General features: G+C 53.9%; 14 protein-coding genes. 5 read left to right on the forward strand and 9 right to left on the reverse strand.

The genetic code is table 11. The features are described 5' to 3' along the window. The first annotated feature begins 49 nt into the window (after positions 1-49). On the forward strand, positions 50-2,347 hold the full coding sequence (locus tag A6X21_RS18050) for a peptidoglycan D,D-transpeptidase FtsI family protein (protein WP_068850687.1): 2,298 nt from the start codon (positions 50-52) through the stop codon (positions 2,345-2,347). Between the two features lie 214 nt (positions 2,348-2,561). On the opposite strand, the gene A6X21_RS18055 is transcribed toward A6X21_RS18050, so the two are convergent. The 4 genes from A6X21_RS18055 to A6X21_RS18070 form a co-directional block, all read right to left on the reverse strand. After that, positions 2,562-3,359: a DUF1559 family PulG-like putative transporter gene (locus A6X21_RS18055; RefSeq protein WP_068850690.1), complete on the reverse strand. Its 798-nt coding sequence runs from the start codon at positions 3,357-3,359 to the stop codon at positions 2,562-2,564. Positions 3,360-3,449: 90 nt separating this feature from the next. Beyond that, entirely contained in the window at positions 3,450-4,247 is a 798-nt protein-coding gene (locus tag A6X21_RS23820) for a DUF1559 family PulG-like putative transporter (protein ID WP_083233707.1), read from the reverse strand. A gap of 174 nt (positions 4,248-4,421) precedes the next feature. Further along, positions 4,422-7,040 carry a DNA mismatch repair protein MutS gene (mutS, locus tag A6X21_RS18065; protein WP_068850926.1) on the reverse strand — a complete coding sequence of 873 codons (2,619 nt, stop codon included), beginning with the start codon at positions 7,038-7,040 and terminating at the stop codon, positions 4,422-4,424. A 281-nt stretch (positions 7,041-7,321) separates the two neighbouring features. Continuing rightward, complete coding sequence (locus tag A6X21_RS18070) at positions 7,322-7,609, reverse strand: hypothetical protein (protein ID WP_131818421.1); 288 nt, start codon at positions 7,607-7,609, stop codon at positions 7,322-7,324. 264 nt (positions 7,610-7,873) lie between these two features. Between A6X21_RS18070 and A6X21_RS24825 the strand changes: the two genes are divergently transcribed. Beyond that, entirely contained in the window at positions 7,874-8,026 is a 153-nt protein-coding gene (locus tag A6X21_RS24825) for a hypothetical protein (protein ID WP_165603853.1), read from the forward strand. 206 nt (positions 8,027-8,232) lie between these two features. On the opposite strand, the gene A6X21_RS18075 is transcribed toward A6X21_RS24825, so the two are convergent. From A6X21_RS18075 to A6X21_RS18085, 3 genes are all read right to left on the reverse strand, one after another. Continuing rightward, positions 8,233-9,042 carry a GIY-YIG nuclease family protein gene (locus tag A6X21_RS18075; RefSeq protein WP_068850698.1) on the reverse strand — a complete coding sequence of 270 codons (810 nt, stop codon included), beginning with the start codon at positions 9,040-9,042 and terminating at the stop codon, positions 8,233-8,235. 122 nt (positions 9,043-9,164) lie between these two features. Continuing rightward, positions 9,165-9,956: a 3-keto-disaccharide hydrolase gene (locus A6X21_RS18080; RefSeq protein ID WP_240490315.1), complete on the reverse strand. Its 792-nt coding sequence runs from the start codon at positions 9,954-9,956 to the stop codon at positions 9,165-9,167. A 317-nt stretch (positions 9,957-10,273) separates the two neighbouring features. Continuing rightward, positions 10,274-10,645 carry a hypothetical protein gene (locus tag A6X21_RS18085; RefSeq protein WP_083233708.1) on the reverse strand — a complete coding sequence of 124 codons (372 nt, stop codon included), beginning with the start codon at positions 10,643-10,645 and terminating at the stop codon, positions 10,274-10,276. Between the two features lie 421 nt (positions 10,646-11,066). Between A6X21_RS18085 and A6X21_RS18090 the strand changes: the two genes are divergently transcribed. The 3 genes from A6X21_RS18090 (at position 11,067) to A6X21_RS18100 (ending at position 12,856) form a co-directional block, all read left to right on the forward strand. Then, positions 11,067-11,822, forward strand: coding sequence for a glycosyltransferase family 2 protein (locus tag A6X21_RS18090; RefSeq protein WP_083233720.1), 756 nt, complete (start codon positions 11,067-11,069; stop codon positions 11,820-11,822). 154 nt (positions 11,823-11,976) lie between these two features. Beyond that, positions 11,977-12,360, forward strand: a complete 384-nt coding sequence (locus tag A6X21_RS18095) for a hypothetical protein (RefSeq protein WP_068850701.1) — start codon at positions 11,977-11,979, stop codon at positions 12,358-12,360. 109 nt (positions 12,361-12,469) lie between these two features. Next, positions 12,470-12,856, forward strand: coding sequence for a VOC family protein (locus A6X21_RS18100; protein ID WP_068850704.1), 387 nt, complete (start codon positions 12,470-12,472; stop codon positions 12,854-12,856). Positions 12,857-12,911: 55 nt separating this feature from the next. Here the strand turns inward: A6X21_RS18100 and A6X21_RS18105 are convergent, their stop codons facing one another. Together A6X21_RS18105 and A6X21_RS18110 are read right to left on the reverse strand one after the other, a co-directional pair. After that, positions 12,912-13,958 (reverse strand): prenyltransferase/squalene oxidase repeat-containing protein, encoded by a 1,047-nt coding sequence (locus tag A6X21_RS18105; protein ID WP_083233721.1) that lies wholly within the window; start codon positions 13,956-13,958, stop codon positions 12,912-12,914. A gap of 264 nt (positions 13,959-14,222) precedes the next feature. After that, a complete protein-coding gene (locus tag A6X21_RS18110) occupies positions 14,223-15,275 on the reverse strand; it encodes a DUF1559 domain-containing protein (RefSeq protein WP_068850939.1) in 1,053 nt (350 codons plus the stop codon). Between the last annotated feature and the right edge of the window lie 332 nt (positions 15,276-15,607).

The raw sequence follows: 15,607 nt of genomic DNA on the forward strand, positions 1-15,607 counted from the left end.
GAATACTGACGCTTCGAATCCTCGATTCCATTTTTAGCCAGAACTTGTGATGCGGAATTCACTTCAATCTCAGTGGCTGGAGCCGGAGGCTCCCACCTATGGCTGGCTGGATCATCCCGGCCAGCGGCTGAGAGTGCTGTTACTGATTTTTCTGCTCCCTTCACTGGTCATTGGATATCGTCTCGTGCAGTTGCAGGTGTCTCGTCAGGCAGAGTTCACTCGCGTTTTCGAAGCCACAACCACACGGATCGTCGAGATCCCCGCTCGCAATGGTCGAATTCTCGCCTCAGATGGCTCGTTACTGGCGGTCGATGAAGAGAACTTCGAACTCTGGGTGCATTATCGATGGCTGGAAGAACCGCCTCATCCGGACTGGCTTAAGCGGCAGGCGAATAGTCGGTTATCCCGGCGGCAACGACGCGATGACAAACAGGTGGCTGCAATGACCACCACGCTCCTCGATGAACGCCGTCAGCAGTGGGAACGTATTGCCCGCATCACGGGTGTGTCGAAAGAAGAATTGGATCAGGCACGCCAGAGTGTGCAGACCCGGATTGAACGGATGAAGCAGGCGGTGCTCGAGAAACAGAATCAACAGCAGCCAGTCACCGCACAGCCAACACGATCAATACAGCCAGCACGATCAGTTGCAGAAGAATCCTCATCACATACTGTGACTGCGTGGCTCGGCTGGGGACAGAAGTTATGGCAGGAGTTTCAGTATGAGTTAACCACGCCACCACCTCGCGCAGAAAACGGGCCTTTGATATTGGCTGAAGAACTTGAAGCACAGCGAGTGCTCGAGACGCTCCCCAAAGAGGCAGCCGATGAGATTCTGGCACACCCGGAGTTATACCCAGGTCTCGAAGTTCGCGTTCGCCATCACCGCACTTATCCAGCCCGGCAGGTCGCCAGCCATTTGCTGGGTGTGCGTACTCCATTACGCGAAGAAGAAGCACTGGATCGGGCCAAACAGTGGCCACAAGGTGATCCCCTCGATTATCGCATGGGAGATGCCCTGGGCCGCAGTGGCCTCGAACTGGCTTATGATGCTCAACTGCGTGGCTTGAGAGGCCTGAAACGGCTGACACTCGATCGACGCGGGCAGATTGTTGAAGAAGTCATCACGCGCGAAGTGCGGCATGGAGCCGACCTGTATCTGTCACTCGATGTCGAAGTCCAGCGCACTGCCGAAGCTCTGCTGGAACAAGCCCTCTTGCCCGATGTGATCGATGCGCCAGGCAACTCATCAACGAATGATGTGGACAATCCCCAAAAGCCAATCCGATCGGCATCACCTCAGGGCGGCAGTGTCGTCGTGATCGATGTCCGCACTGGCCAGGTGATTGCTGCAGCGAGTGCTCCGGGCTATGACGCCAATGTCCTGACGAACCCCTCAGCCACTGAGTGGGCGCAGTTAACAGGCGATGTCCGGCGGCCACTCTATCAACGCGTCACACGCATGGCACTGGCACCGGGTTCGACCTTTAAGCCTCTCACGGCAATTGCCGGTCTGGAGGCTGGCATGAAGGCGCAGTCGGCCATCGAGTGTGCCGGGTATCTGGATCAACCACAGCGCGATCGCTGCCTCATCTTCCGGCATTATGGCGTCGGCCATGGTTCGACAGATCTCTCAGATGCACTTTGCCAGTCATGCAACGTTTACTTTTTCAAGCTGGCCCGCATGCTGGGGCCCAGCCCACTGGTCGAACAAGCCCGACAATTCGGCTTTGGCCAACTGACCGGAATTGACCTCCCTTTTGAACAGTCTGGTCATCTGCCATCGCCTCAAACGAATTCGGCCCGTCACCCGTGGTATCCCGGCGATACGTTGGGACTGGCGATTGGTCAATCGCGGCTGCAGGTGACTCCATTGCAAATGGCTCGCTTCATGGCGGCCATTGCCAATGGTGGAGAACTCCTCACTCCCCGGCTCAAGACTGATCAAGGCCCCCTGCTGGTGACATCATTCGCGGAGACTACTGGAGAAACCACTCGCACGAACGTGCGAAAGCCTTCACTCGCTCCTCAGACGCTGAAAGAGGTTCGTCATGGGCTGTATCGAGTGGTGAATGATGCTCAAGGGACAGCCTATAAGACCGTGCGTCTGAAAGAAGTCGAGATCTGCGGCAAGACCGGGACTGCCGAGGCAGGAAGTGGTGTAGCCGATCATGCGTGGTTTGCCGGCTATGCCCCTGCCTCTCAGCCGCGCTATGCCATTGTGGTGGTGCTGGAACATGGAGGAAGCGGTGGCAAAGAGGCTGGCCCCATTGCCCGCGAAGTCATCCGCCGCATGCATCAACTGGGCCTGATCCCCTCAGGCAGCCTGGCGAAGAACGACGACTAGTTGTTGTTTCAGGTGCCAGGCATCTGGTTGTCGAAAGACTGGATTTCAATCTCCACATTCATCACCCGCACAGCAGCACTTCAAACTGATATCTACACCTACCTTCGTGCTCTTCGCGTCCTTCGTGGTGAACTCCATCTCGGCCCTGAAACACATCAACACCTTCACATTGTCTATACAAAGAAAAAAGTGCGAACAGCAGCCTTGCGATCTTCTACTTATCTCGGTTCCGTCGTTCGCGAAAGTCACGAGGAACGTAGGGACGATCGCCCAGTTCCCAGGGAGTATCGGGACGCTGGGTCGCTAGCGGATCAGGACGAAGTTCCTCCCGGCCTCGCAGCAGTTTCCAGCGTTCATTCTCAACGAGCGGCACCTGAATCACACTTCCATCGGCTAAAAGTACAAATGTCTCACCCGGAAAGCAGTTCCCGAAAGACTGCGGCCCGGTATTGCGCGCCAGTTCCGGATCCCGCCAATTGGTTGTTGAACCAAAGACTTCATAAGGTTCACTGGCATCAGCGATGAGCATGGTATGTGCAGAATCGCCGATCTTTTCGAAGTTCACGCTGCTGTTACGATGCAAGATCCACGAGTTGCCTGCCATATGGCAAATCGTCATCGGCCCGCGAAGCCTTGTTTTTGCCGGGCAAGTATAGTCATGCACTGGATAATTACTATACATATAGTAGCCCAATGTTTCGGGGTCATCCCACGGTTTACTAAATCTTGTCACTTCAGAATAGAATGGTGAGGCGTCTAAAAATGGAGCAATCGAAAACATCCAACCTTGGTAAGGAGTGCCATCTGCTAGAAAAATACCGCCTGATGGAAACATATTGCGTGTGTCATGAAAGTTATGCATGGCCAGTCCGACCATCTTATAGTGATTTCTCCATTGCGTCTTACGAGCCAACTCACGGAGATGCAACATCCAAGGGAGGCCGACGGCAACGACGAGCGTCAGCAGTAATGACGTAACGATGAATGGCAGGAGACTGCTGAAACGAAACATGCTGCACCTGAGAAAACTGTTGAATGCTGCTAGGTCGCTACCTTCGCCTTTTTACAAATAGAGAAGTGAAACTCGCCGTATCGCGGTCTTCTATCTATTTCGGTTCCCCGACTGTTGACGCGGCCGAGGAACGTAGGGACGATCGCCCAGTTCCCAGGGAGTATCGGGACGCTGGGTCGCTAGCGGATCGGGACGAAGTTCTTCCCGGCCACGCAGCAACTTCCAGCGTTCATTCTCAACGAGCGGCACCTGAATCACACGTCCATCGGCTAAAAGTACAAATGTCTCACCCGGAAAGCAGTTCCCGAAAGACTGCGGCCCGGTATTGCGCGCCAGTTCCGGATCCCGCCAATTGGTTGTTGAACCAAAGACTTCATAAGGTTCACTGGCATCAGCGATGAGCATGGTATGTGCAGAATCGCCGATCTTTTCGAAGTTCACGCTGCTGTTACGATGCAAGATCCACGAGTTGCCTGCCATATGGCAAATTGTCATCGGCCCACGGGGCCGTGTTTTTCCAGGGCAAGAACAATCGCAGTAGGGGTAATAACTATGCATGAAATACCCGAGTGTTTCCGGGTCATCCCATGGTTTATTTGTAGACAATACAGCACTATAAAACGGAGAAGAATATGTAAAAGGCGTGATAGAAAACATCCAACCTTGAAACGGAGTGCCATCAGCTCGAAAGACACCGCCTGGGGGGAGCATGTTAAATGTGTCATGGTAATTATGCATGGCTAGGCCTGCCTGCTTATAGTTGTTTCTCCATTGCGTCTTACGAGCCAACTCACGGAGATGCAACATCCAGGGGAGACCGACGGCAACGATGAGCGTCATCAATAGTGAGACAATAATGAATGGCAGGAGACTGCTGAAACGAAACATGCTGCACCTCCCAGATTCTGTCGAAGAACTTTCGCAAACTCCAGCAGAACACGCCCACAGGGATTTCTCAAGACCTTGACGACCGGGAATCGATTTGATCCCCTGCCTTCCACTCGATGCATCCCTTGTCGAATAGGGCTTCGGCAACAGAGAGGTCGTTAGAGGACGAGTCGATCAAGGAGAGAGCTCACTGCGCAGGCGGGCGAGTTCCTGCCAGGCGGCTTCGGGACTCATGCCATGCACATCGAGCTGGCGGATCTTTTCTAAAATCGGGTGTTCAGCCAGTTCAAAGAGTGTAAGTTGCTGCTCGCGTGAGCGGCGGGTTTTTCTCGCTGGCAGTCGCGATTTCCCCGGATCCTGCGAGAGATGATCCGTCTGCTCGGCTTCCAGAACTTTCAGAATTTCACGCGCACGGTCGAGCACGACACCCGGCAGGCCGGCGAGCCGACCCACATGAATGCCATAACTTTTATCAGCCGCCCCAGGGACAATCTGATGCATGAAAACCACATCGTCATTCTGTTCGCGAACTGCCACGTTCCAGTTCATCACCGACTTTAATGAAGCACTCAGTTGGGTCAATTCGTGGTAATGCGTCGCAAAGAATGTCCGGCAACCGACGGCATCATGCAGGAACTCCGTAATGGCCCAGGCCAGCGAAATCCCGTCATAAGTGCTCGTACCACGTCCAATCTCGTCGAGAATCACCAGGCTCGATGCGGTGGCCGAATGCAGAATCCGGGCTGTCTCAGTCATCTCGACCATGAATGTCGATTGCCCCCGGCCCAGTTCATCGCTGGCACCGACACGGGCAAAAATCCGATCCGCCAGACCAATCCGGGCGGATTCCGCCGGGACAAACGAACCAATCTGTGTGAGGATCGTTAATAAAGCCGCCTGACGGATATATGTACTTTTACCTGCCATATTAGGGCCGGTAATCAGTTGAATAAAACCATTCGAGCCACCCAGGCGAATATCATTCGGGACAAATCCACCTGTCGGGAGAAGTTGATCAAGTACCGGGTGGCGCCCCTGGCGAATCTCCAGCACTGGTTCACTGGCGATCTCCGGGCGGACATACTGCCGCCGCGTGGCCAGTATGGCAAAACTGCAGAGCACATCGAGCACAGCCAGTGATTCTGCCGTTACTCGCAATTCGGCGGCGCGAGAGCTGACCTTCTGCCGCAAGTCACTGAAGAGTTGTTGTTCGAGAGCAATCGACCGACTTTCGGCCTGCAGAACTTTATCTTCATACTCTTTTAAGGCGGGGGTGATGTAGCGTTCGTAGTTCTTTAGAGTTTGTTTACGGATATACTCGGGAGGAACTTTATCTGCCTGGCTGGCACTGCATTCTAAATAGAAACCAAAAACGCGGTTAAAGCCGACTTTCAGATTCGCGATCCCTGTCCGGCGAACTTCTTCCGCCTGATAAGCTGCCATCCACTCTTTACCACCACGCGCCAGATCGCGCCATTCGTCAAGTTGCGCATCAAAGCCGGGCCGAATGGCACCACCTTCTGTCAGATTGAGAGGCGGTTCATCGACCAGTGCCGCTTCGATCGCTTCGCGCAAGTCCTGATGAAAATCAATCTTTGCTTCGAGTTCGTTCAGCAGAGTCGATCGTCGGCCAGCCAGACGTGCCTTGATCTGCGGCAAAAGACCGAGCGTACGCGTCAGGCTGACCAGATCACGCGGCGTAGCGCGACCTGTTCCAATGCGGGCCGTAAGCCGCTGAATATCGTACCCCGTCTTGAGGATCTCCTGCAGCGACTGTGTTGTCCGCAGATCAACCACCAGTTCACTCACAGCGTTCAGCCGGGCTTCGATGGCAGAACGTTCTTTGAGTGGATTCGAGAGCCAGTCGAGGAGCAGCCGGGCCCCCATGGGTGTGACAGTTTGGTCGATGGCCCACAGGAGACTTCCCTCCCGCTGATTCGATCTTAAGGTTCGCGTCAGTTCGAGGCTGCGGCGAGTCGATTCATCAATCAACAGATGCTGCGATGGCTCGTAGGGCTCCAGCCGGGAAAGATGAATGAGCTGCGACTTCTGAGTTTCCCGCACGTATTCGAGCAAAGCCCCGGCGGCAATGATCCCGGGCTCGATGGTGGTCTGTGTGGTCGATGAATTGTCGCCGGAAAAGCCAAAGCCTTCGAGTGTAGCCACACCAAATTGATCAAGGAGCAGGCGGTGAGCTTCTTCGGGCCTGTAGGCCCAGGGCGGACGTTCGGTCACAGCCCAGGCACCCAGGCGAATGCGGGCAATCGTCAGATCTTCGCGTGATCGTTCGGGCGTCAGAACTTCGGCTGGCTGCAGTCGCGCTAGTTCATCATGGATCTGAGTCGCAGGAAGTGTGGCACAGATGAACCGGCCCGTGGAAAGTTCGAGCCAGGCGAGGCCACTGTGGCTTTTTCCGGGAAGGATGGCGGCCAGCAGATTGGTTTCGCGAGGATCGAGGAGCGAGTCGTCGGTGAGTGTGCCGGGAGTGACGATTTGCGTCACTTCCCGTTTGACCATTCCCTTGGCCGCTTTGGGATCTTCGACTTGCTCACAGATCGCCACGCGGTGTCCCGCACGGATCATCTTCTGCAGATAACCCGTGAGAGCATGGTACGGAAAACCTGCCATCGGGACTGGGTTTTCCGAGTTCTTATCGCGGCTGGTGAGTGTCAGCCCCAGAATGCGGGCGGCGACCTTCGCATCCTCATAGAAGAGTTCGTAAAAGTCGCCCATGCGGAAGAAAAGAATAGCCGCAGGATGCTGGTCTTTGACCTCCAGATACCGCTGCATCATCGGCGTCAGCCCCGCGCGATCCACCGAGAACGGAGGATCTGCGGGCGACGTTTCCACCGGAGAAACATCGGCAGGGCTGGCTATATGCTCCCCCATCACTGCATCAGGGATAGACGCATCGGGAGAGTAATCATCGGCAGGCATCATGCGGGAACGTTCACTGGAAAGAGAGCGGGGTTCAAGTCGATCCCGTCCAATCCTAATCAGGAATCTGCTCTGGGGGAAACGAAAGCTCTCTCTCCAGCAGGAACCGTTACCCACGGGCGGTCCACACTCCCTCGTTACCACATCACCATGCGGCGGTAAGCAGGTCGTACACGGACCGAATACCCGCCGAGAATAGGGCGGCGGCGTGAATAGACGACGTTCATGGGCTCGTAAACCACTCTCGGGCTGCGCGAAACCCGCACTGGCTCTTGCGAAACCGGCACAAAATAGCTCGGTGTTGAAACCCGCACAGGATACCTCGGATTGACGCGCACAGGCCGATAACCCCACTGAGCTTCCGCTACAGCACCCATGCCGGAAAACATGAGAGCCGTCATTGCCAACATCGCTAAGAGTTTCATGACCCAACCTCCTATTTGTCATCACCAGAACAAAAATCACCAGATCCACAGACAAGGAGACCGCACTCCCTTTTCGCGCATCCCCCGTAAACCTCGCAATTGACTATCCCTCGCCAGAATTGTCCTGTCAACCAGCCAAGCCACTCTGCCATCGAGCAGAGCAGTTACAGAGTTCGCCAGAGCGGATCAAACGGTGCCGCAGACAACAGCGCAATTGACCGCCACCTGGCAGAGTGAACCCGCCTTTATGAAATAGAAGCGATCATGGCGAGTGACAAATGGCAGCAGCAAATGGATGGCAAACAATATGGCTTTGAGCGAACCGCATCAGTTGTTGGCGACCCCGACGGAATCTTGGATGCGGGCTGTGCCGTCGAAAAGTCGCCGAATCGCAGCTTTGGTAAACAACTTCACTAGAATCAAGCGTGTGGGTCAAGCCAAGGCTGCTTCGCCCGACAGGATTCAAGGGCAATCTTTAATACATCCAACCTAATTGGATCGTCTAAGAAATATGTAGGGTGCATGCAGGAGGGTAAAATGCACTGTTTCTTATAGGATAATCAAGGCTGGTGCATTCCGTCGTAACTTCTTGCATCCTGCCGATAAAAAGTACCCTTGGTTCATCAGTTTAAACCAAACTTGCGTGACATCAACGCTTTCATCCAGTGAGCCTCGCGAGCCAAGATATATTTTTCTGAGGCGTATGTGTCGGCGATCTCCAATAATGAATATTGAAAGTTCTTCATATATTCCTCGCCGTTTTCGACAAGAACTTCTATGAGTTCCTTGTTTCCACCATGGCCATTGTCGGCGTAGGTGCTCCATCGTTGCCAAATACCGACATCGCCGGACGCCTTTCCGACATATGTTTTTCCGTTGGTTGTGTCGACTATCAGGTAAACTCCTCGAATGTTGGCGAGGGCTGAATACCACGAATCGATCTTCATGCGGATGATTGTCTTAAGAGTATCATGATTGATGACAATTGAGTGGTAACCTGGAAAGTCGGCGATGGTCATTTTTTCACGTTTGATCTCCACAATCTGCAAAGCCATCTCCGGCTTGCACCAGACATAAGACTGGCGTGTACGCTGGTGTTCGATGATCAGGCGTCCGACGAGGTCAGATTGCCCGGGAAGGAGTTCTGTCGAGTACAGGTAATGCCCTCCCTCCCAAGTTGGGTGTGGTTGACAACCCAAAACATGGTAGATCCCTGCAAATAGCCAAATTCCTCGTCCCAAGTCGATGAGACTCATCACATGTTTGCATTCAAAGTTACGACGATTCTGCCCTTCTTGCCAAGCTTGGAACTCACCGCGGTAGTAGACATTGATCGGTTCTTCAATGCCATTCCAACAGGCCAGATGAATTCTTGTGTCGCTTGGATCAAACACGACGCCGCTGGCAAGCAGATACGGGACGAGACCGAGCATTTGTTGGCTTTCGTCACATTTCGGAATTATTTATTGACGTGGTTTTGTGAATGCATTTGATGCAGGACATCACAGGAAAGAAACAGGGGACTGACGTCCCCCGCTCGCCGCATTATTCGCTACTACTTCAGCACCTTCACCTTAATATCCTTATACCGCACATACTGATCCACGAAGTTTCCGCCGCCGTGGACTTGTAGCGCGATGCCGCCTTTATCCGGGTGGCGGAGTTCGGTTTCGGTCCATTTCATGAACTTCACGCCGTTGATCCAGGTGGTAATGGTCGGTGGGTTACCTTCAATGCGGGCGCGGAGTTCGTTCCATTCGCCGTGCTTCCAGAACTCGGGCCATTCTTCGGCCGAGACCGGTGCGGCGACCGGAGCGTCTTTCGTTTTGATTTTGGTGACCGCATCGAGGAAGTCATAGTTCCTTAAGTGAGGCTTGCCCCCTAAGCCTTCGCCATAGATACCGGCGACATTTCCACCATTATGATAGTCGATCATATACTGCCAGGCTTTGCCGTCTTCGGTACTACGCAGGAAGAGGCCGCTATCGGGGCCGTAGTCGTTCTTCATTTTGAGAACGACTTCGAAGTCGCCGTACTGCTTATCGGTGATGATGATGCCGCCATTGGCAGGGATATCCTGAGAGCCGGTAATCGCGCCATCTTCCACCACCCATTTCCCACCCGTGGTGTTCTTACTCGCCCGGCTGTGGCCGGTCTTAGTACTGACATGCCAGCCATCGAGTGTTTTGCCGTCGAAGATCGATTCGAAGCCGGTGTCGTCGAAGGTTTCGCGAGCGATTTCTGCAGCATGAAGAGCGGGCGAGGTCATCGCAGCGACACTCAGCATGAGCGCTGCAAGCCTGGTCAGGGAAGAAAAGCGGAAGGTGGGCATAGGGCGAGCTTTCATCAGGGAGGTCTGTTCGGGCTGCGGCAGAATGGAAGATCAGCGTCCCATCCGCAGGACGCTTTCTGCACACAACTATCGAAACAAATCCCTACAGCAAACGCCACAGGCAATCGGGAAAAGTCGGGCAGGCTCCTGCCTGCCTTCCTCGCTGCACCCAAACCATGATCGATTCAAACGAATACGAGAGATTCTTTGTCGGTGGGCCGGGATGGTGGAGAAGATCGTACTACCAGAAACACGTGCACGCCGGTTGCCGGGCATTTCCAGTTGATCTTACCCAAGGCATACAGGAAGGCAGGCGGGAGCCTGCCCTACAACTACACGGCTTCGACCGCATCGGCGTCGAGGCAGGCCATGAGGTGATACAACTGCTGCGCTTCGCACCGTGTGATGTAATCGGCCGGCATGCGGGATAATGTCTCGACATCCCACTCGATGACATATTTCTCGGCGGGAGGTTTGCCAGTCACTTCGACGACGGTGCCAGTCCATCCGGCCAGCAGAATCTCGGGAAACTCCGGTGAGGTCACGTCGGCCTTCACGCGCACTTTACGGCCTGTGGCATCATTGGCAGATTTCTTTTTAGCCATCGTGTCCGTCACAACCTGCTGCAGATTCTGTGAGATCCTTCTCAGGACAAAGGCCTGTTGAAGGCTGCCACTGCCGGGTTTGAAAAACCAACCCGACAACTCCTGAAAACCTATCGTGGTCAGTTTCTCGAAATCAAGCGCCAGATGCCAGCCCGCGCGGGAAGTTCATCCTGTGGTCACAAAACAATGATGTGAAGCCGTCCCCTGTCCAATTGTCTCTTCAAGAGCCCCGCAGCATTCCTGAAGACTGATTTTCACTGGAAAAGTGGGAAAATCTCACGAGATTGCCTGCTGCAGAGTGGCCTGTCAAAAGGTTTTTGAGGAGCATCTTGGCATGATTCGAAGTGAGAGATCATCCTGCAAACGGGTGACGACGATTTGATTCTTTTGTCGGATCCCAGATTCTTTTGTTGGATTTCATGAGAGAAGACTGGCTCAAGTGTGAAGCGGGACCTTCATCATGAGTTGTCAGATGTGGTCTTCAGACTTGCATGCCAAACTGAAAGAGGAGTGAGTGAACGTGGGCGAGGCGGTGAATTCTCCCATCGTTGTGGCTGTCATGCCTGCCTACAACGCAGCAGCGACTTTGGAGCGAACCGTGGCCGACATCCCGGCTGGCAGTGTGCAGCACATTGTTCTGGTCGATGATTGCAGCAAAGATCAAACGGTCGAAGTCGCCCGCAAGCTGGGCCTCGAAGTGATTCAGCACGAGACCAACCAGGGTTACGGCGGCAACCAGAAAACCTGCTACGCCCGGGCACTGGAACTGGGTGCTGATTACGTCGTGATGATTCATCCCGATTATCAGTACGACAGCCGGGTCATTCCGGCGGCGATTGAGTTTTTGAAGCTGGGAATCTGCGATGTGGTGCTGGGTTCCCGCATTCGCACGAGGCAGGAAGCCCTTGCCGGTGGCATGCCCGTTTATAAGTACCTCTTCAACCGCATGCTGACACTGATTGAGAATATCTCGCTCGGGCAGAACCTGGGCGATTTTCACTCGGGCTTTCGTGCGTATCGCAGAGAAGTTCTGGAAACGATTCCTTATCAGAAGAACTCGAACGACTTCGTTTTCGACAGTCAGTTCCTGGCGCAGGCGGTCTGGTATGGCTTTAAGCTGGGAGATATCCCCGTCCCCGTGCGTTACTTCGATGAAGCTTCCAGTATCAACTTCCGCCGCAGCGTGATTTACGGCCTGAGAACACTCCAGGTCCTCGTTCTCTACGCCGCCTGCCGGTGCCGAGTATGGCGCTCGCCACTGTTTGGTCAGCGATGATCTGGCTGTGCTGGGTTTATGGTATTGAGCGTGGGGGGAACTTCGCGAACGGTCGTCAGGCGATTTCGGATGGGTAGCTTCGGAAGCATACCTCGCAGACGGGTGGCCTCTCATTCAATTGTCTACGTTCGATGATCATTTCAGAGATCAGAGCATGCGGCTTTCCCGGTACCACCTGATTGTCTTTGTCTCGTTTGCAGCGATTGCAGCGACGATCGCTGTGCGTGCTTGTCTCATCTACAACGAATTCGCAGGAACGGATAAAACTCCACTCCATATTGCAGCCATCGCACTGGGCGTGGTGATGGGCCCGATGACAGGCCCTTTTGCGAACTCGGGAGAGATTGGCGGCCCCCCGCTGCTCATCCTCTGGACTGTTATCTTGTTCGTGGGGTTGCTTGCGACTCTATCGCCCTTTGCGTTCATCAAGAGCCGGGTGTCGCCCGGCGTGCATGTTCTGGTTTGGAGCGGGTATCTGCTGGCATGTCTGGCATGGTTCAGCTCATCGATTGTCTCTCTTGGCCATTACCTGAGTTGATATTGGAAATCGCCAGCAAAACGAGTGACGTATAAACCCAATTTCGCATGCTTGAACTGGAAGTCGTAAGCCAGCCTGCAGGAGTTGGCGAGATTCAAGGACTCGATCGATGCATATTGACAAACTGGATCATCTGGTGCTCACAGTCGCCAATATCTCGACGACATGCGATTACTACTCCAGAGTCTTAGGGATGAGTGTCGTCACTTTCGGTTCAGGTCGAAAAGCGCTGTGCTTTGGAGATCAGAAGATCAATCTTCACGAAACCGGTAAAGAACTCGAGCCCAGGGCGGCTCATCCAATACCTGGTTCGGCTGACATCTGCCTCATCACCTCAGTACCACTGAGCGAAGTCATCGATCACTTAATCGCCTGCAATGTACCCATCATAGAAGGCCCAGTCGCTCGAACAGGAGCGACCGGGCCGATCATGTCGGTCTACTTGAGAGATCCAGACTCGAACCTCATTGAAGTCTCAAGATACGCTGACGGCTAGCCTCTGGTGCCAGAAGTTTCGAAGAAGGATTGGCTCTAAGGAGCGGGAAGCTCACTTACTTCGTCGCGTATTTCAGTGCCATCAGTGCGTAGGCTGTCGCAAGGTTCGGGTCGCCTTCCATCCAGCGGGAATTCTTGTTCACCCAACTGCCGTTGGCCTGCTGCTTAGCAATTAAGGCGTTGGCGAGATCTTCCCGCCAATGGTGCTCCTTGCCCTGAGCATCGATGAGAACTTCTTCTCCCAGTGCGTTCAAAGCTTTGGCAAAGGCCTGGTGATAGTAATAGATCCCCTGGTCACCCAGGCCGGGATTTTCATCCACTGTATAAAACTTGCGAATCCATTCAGTCGCCGCTTTCACACGGGGATCATCTTTGCTGAGCCCTGCGTAAATCATGCTTTTCAGGCCGGCGTAGGTCATACTGCCATAAGAACGCAGACCACCTTCAGGAGTCGTACCGGCCTGAGACTGGCCACCCAAAGCGGGGGTGTAGTAAAAGCCACCGTCATTGATCTTGGCGGCTGCTGGTGTGGTGTTGTACTCAGACTCCAGATTCTGGCAACGGGACAGGAACACCAAAGCGTTCTGCACGGCCTGATCATCCGATTTCACACCCGCTGTCTGCAGGGCTTCGAGAAAGAAGGCTGTATTCGAAAGGTCGGGCCGATCATTGGTTTTTCCATAACCAGCACCACCCCAGCGGACATCGGATGATTCAATCTTTTCCGACTGATCCCACTGCACGCCGCGAATATAGGCTTCGGCTTTCTTGATGAGATCGTTGTATTTGCCATCCGTATTCGCTGCCGAAAATGCCAGGAGCGAAATGGCCGTTTCGTAATTGCCATGATGAGCCTTGGGGCTGTAGATCCCGCCGTCGGGCTGGCGATATGACTCCAGATACTTGAGGCCTTTGACAATCATCGGGTCGTCGGCGGGAGCACCGGCACTGAGTGCACCATAGAGAACAAGCCCTGTAATGCCGGGAGTCTGACTGGTTGTCCAACTCCCATCTTCGGCCTGGGATGTCTTGAGAAACCCAATGGCTTTCTGCCGGGAAGCGGCTATCTCGGCTGGGGTGGCGGCCTCAGAAATCTGAGCCACCAGACATACTCCGGCAATGAGAGTCAGACACAAGCAGCGGAGGGAAGTGCAAACCATCGGAAGACCCCATTACTTCAAGTTGAACAGCGGGAGATTTTGTCCAGAGCTGACAATTGAGTACGTGACCCAGGACGACAGGCCGTCTCTCCATCAGTCAATCACAGCATAAGACAAAGCCAGAAAACACTCTGCACATGACCATCAATTCTAAGCGGGCCAATACCCAATCAACAGCCTGAGACGCAGAATCCGGGTGGAATCAGGCTAGAACTCGCCGACGGTCGTTTCGTTGCTGCCGCCATTGCGGGTTCCTAAGGCCCGCCAGATCCCATTGTCGATGTTTTCACTCACCGTTCGCACTGAACCATCGACCATACAGACATTCACAATTCCCTCATGCCAGCTTCGCGAAACGATGACGGCATAACTTGGTGAACCTGTACTTCCATTGCGACCTTCCTGCCACGAGTTGAAATCGCAGTCGGTATAGGTCACGCCATCGGTGTGAGTCGTTGACAGATTTGTATTGGGATTCATACAGGTCGTGAAACCTGCATGATGGACTCGACCGTCTGGCCATTCCGTGTGCCCTGTGGCAGGATTGTATTTGGGGTCAGTTCCCTGAGTTAAGAGAGCAGCCGCAGCCGAGGCATTTCCCGGGGGAGTCGTTGTCGAGAAACTCGAAGCATTCCGATTGTAAGGTGTCCAGGCCTTTACTTCAGCGGCGAGCAGTGTATTGCTGGTGCCATCGGTAAATGAGTTGAAACTCAATTTACTATTGGGAAAGAAGGCTCCATCGCCACCCTGCCCAGTGGTGGGGTTGAAGACAAAGTAAGTGCCATAGTTAAAGCCGTAGGTGGTGGGATAGAGCAGTGCACGTCCACCACCGGGATCGCGTACAGTATCCGACTTGGGATCACTTGGGCAGGCGTAGCTGGGAATCTTTAGTCCGCTGATGGCGAGTTGATTATCCCAGGCGATACTCAAATCGACTTTCGAATACAGATTTCCCTGTTCGAGATAAGGGAGAATTCTTCCATGAATTGACCACGATCCATTGTTTCCCGTCGAGGTGACAGCGGTATTGATAGTGGCTGAAGGAGGAAATGCATTGAGAGCGGACTCGTAGTTGTGAACTGCCAGTCCCAGTTGCTTGAGATTGTTTTTGCACTGCGTTCGCCGGGCCGCTTCGCGTGCCTGCTGAACAGCGGGAAGGAGCAGGGCAATCAGAATCGCAATGATCGCGATGACCACCAGCAATTCAATCAGAGTGAAGCCGGGTCGAAGGCGGCGCGACGGTCGTGAGTTGGTCATCATTTCAATCTTCTGGCGAAACAAGAAATTCAGGACAGCACAAAGCCGCCACTCGACAGATGTCAGCTATGCGAGCAGTTTTGATGCCATGGCTGTGAACAATCCTTAAATCTCTATGCGTCAATGTGTTACGCGAGATCGTCTACCCCAGGGCTCGATCTTCAAACAGACAATATCATCGCATGCTGCACCAAACTGTCGCGCGGCGCGACAATTCGACGCTGTTGAGTGACTGAGATTGTGACTTCGCCGAAACACATCAATTTTCGGAAATCTGTACTGAAGCTGCAAAATCTCTGGAGTTTTGTCTGCTCTTCCCTGCGTCACAGATCCAC

This window comes from Planctopirus hydrillae (assembly GCF_001707835.1).
Taxonomy (GTDB): Bacteria; Planctomycetota; Planctomycetia; order Planctomycetales; family Planctomycetaceae; genus Planctopirus; species Planctopirus hydrillae.

Excerpts from the sequence above, each read along its gene's own strand:
- A6X21_RS18050 (WP_068850687.1), top strand. The coding sequence starts at position 50 with ATGCGGAATTCACTTCAATCTCAGTGGCTGGAGCCGGAGGCTCCCACC.
- A6X21_RS18055 (WP_068850690.1), bottom strand. The coding sequence starts at position 3,359 with ATGTTTCGTTTCAGCAGTCTCCTGCCATTCATCGTTACGTCATTACTG.
- A6X21_RS23820 (WP_083233707.1), bottom strand. The coding sequence starts at position 4,247 with ATGTTTCGTTTCAGCAGTCTCCTGCCATTCATTATTGTCTCACTATTG.
- mutS (WP_068850926.1), bottom strand. The coding sequence starts at position 7,040 with ATGATGCAGCGGTATCTGGAGGTCAAAGACCAGCATCCTGCGGCTATT.
- A6X21_RS18070 (WP_131818421.1), bottom strand. The coding sequence starts at position 7,609 with ATGAAACTCTTAGCGATGTTGGCAATGACGGCTCTCATGTTTTCCGGC.
- A6X21_RS24825 (WP_165603853.1), top strand. The coding sequence starts at position 7,874 with ATGGCGAGTGACAAATGGCAGCAGCAAATGGATGGCAAACAATATGGC.
- A6X21_RS18075 (WP_068850698.1), bottom strand. The coding sequence starts at position 9,042 with ATGCTCGGTCTCGTCCCGTATCTGCTTGCCAGCGGCGTCGTGTTTGAT.
- A6X21_RS18080 (WP_240490315.1), bottom strand. The coding sequence starts at position 9,956 with ATGAAAGCTCGCCCTATGCCCACCTTCCGCTTTTCTTCCCTGACCAGG.
- A6X21_RS18095 (WP_068850701.1), top strand. The coding sequence starts at position 11,977 with ATGCGGCTTTCCCGGTACCACCTGATTGTCTTTGTCTCGTTTGCAGCG.
- A6X21_RS18100 (WP_068850704.1), top strand. The coding sequence starts at position 12,470 with ATGCATATTGACAAACTGGATCATCTGGTGCTCACAGTCGCCAATATC.
- A6X21_RS18110 (WP_068850939.1), bottom strand. The coding sequence starts at position 15,275 with ATGATGACCAACTCACGACCGTCGCGCCGCCTTCGACCCGGCTTCACT.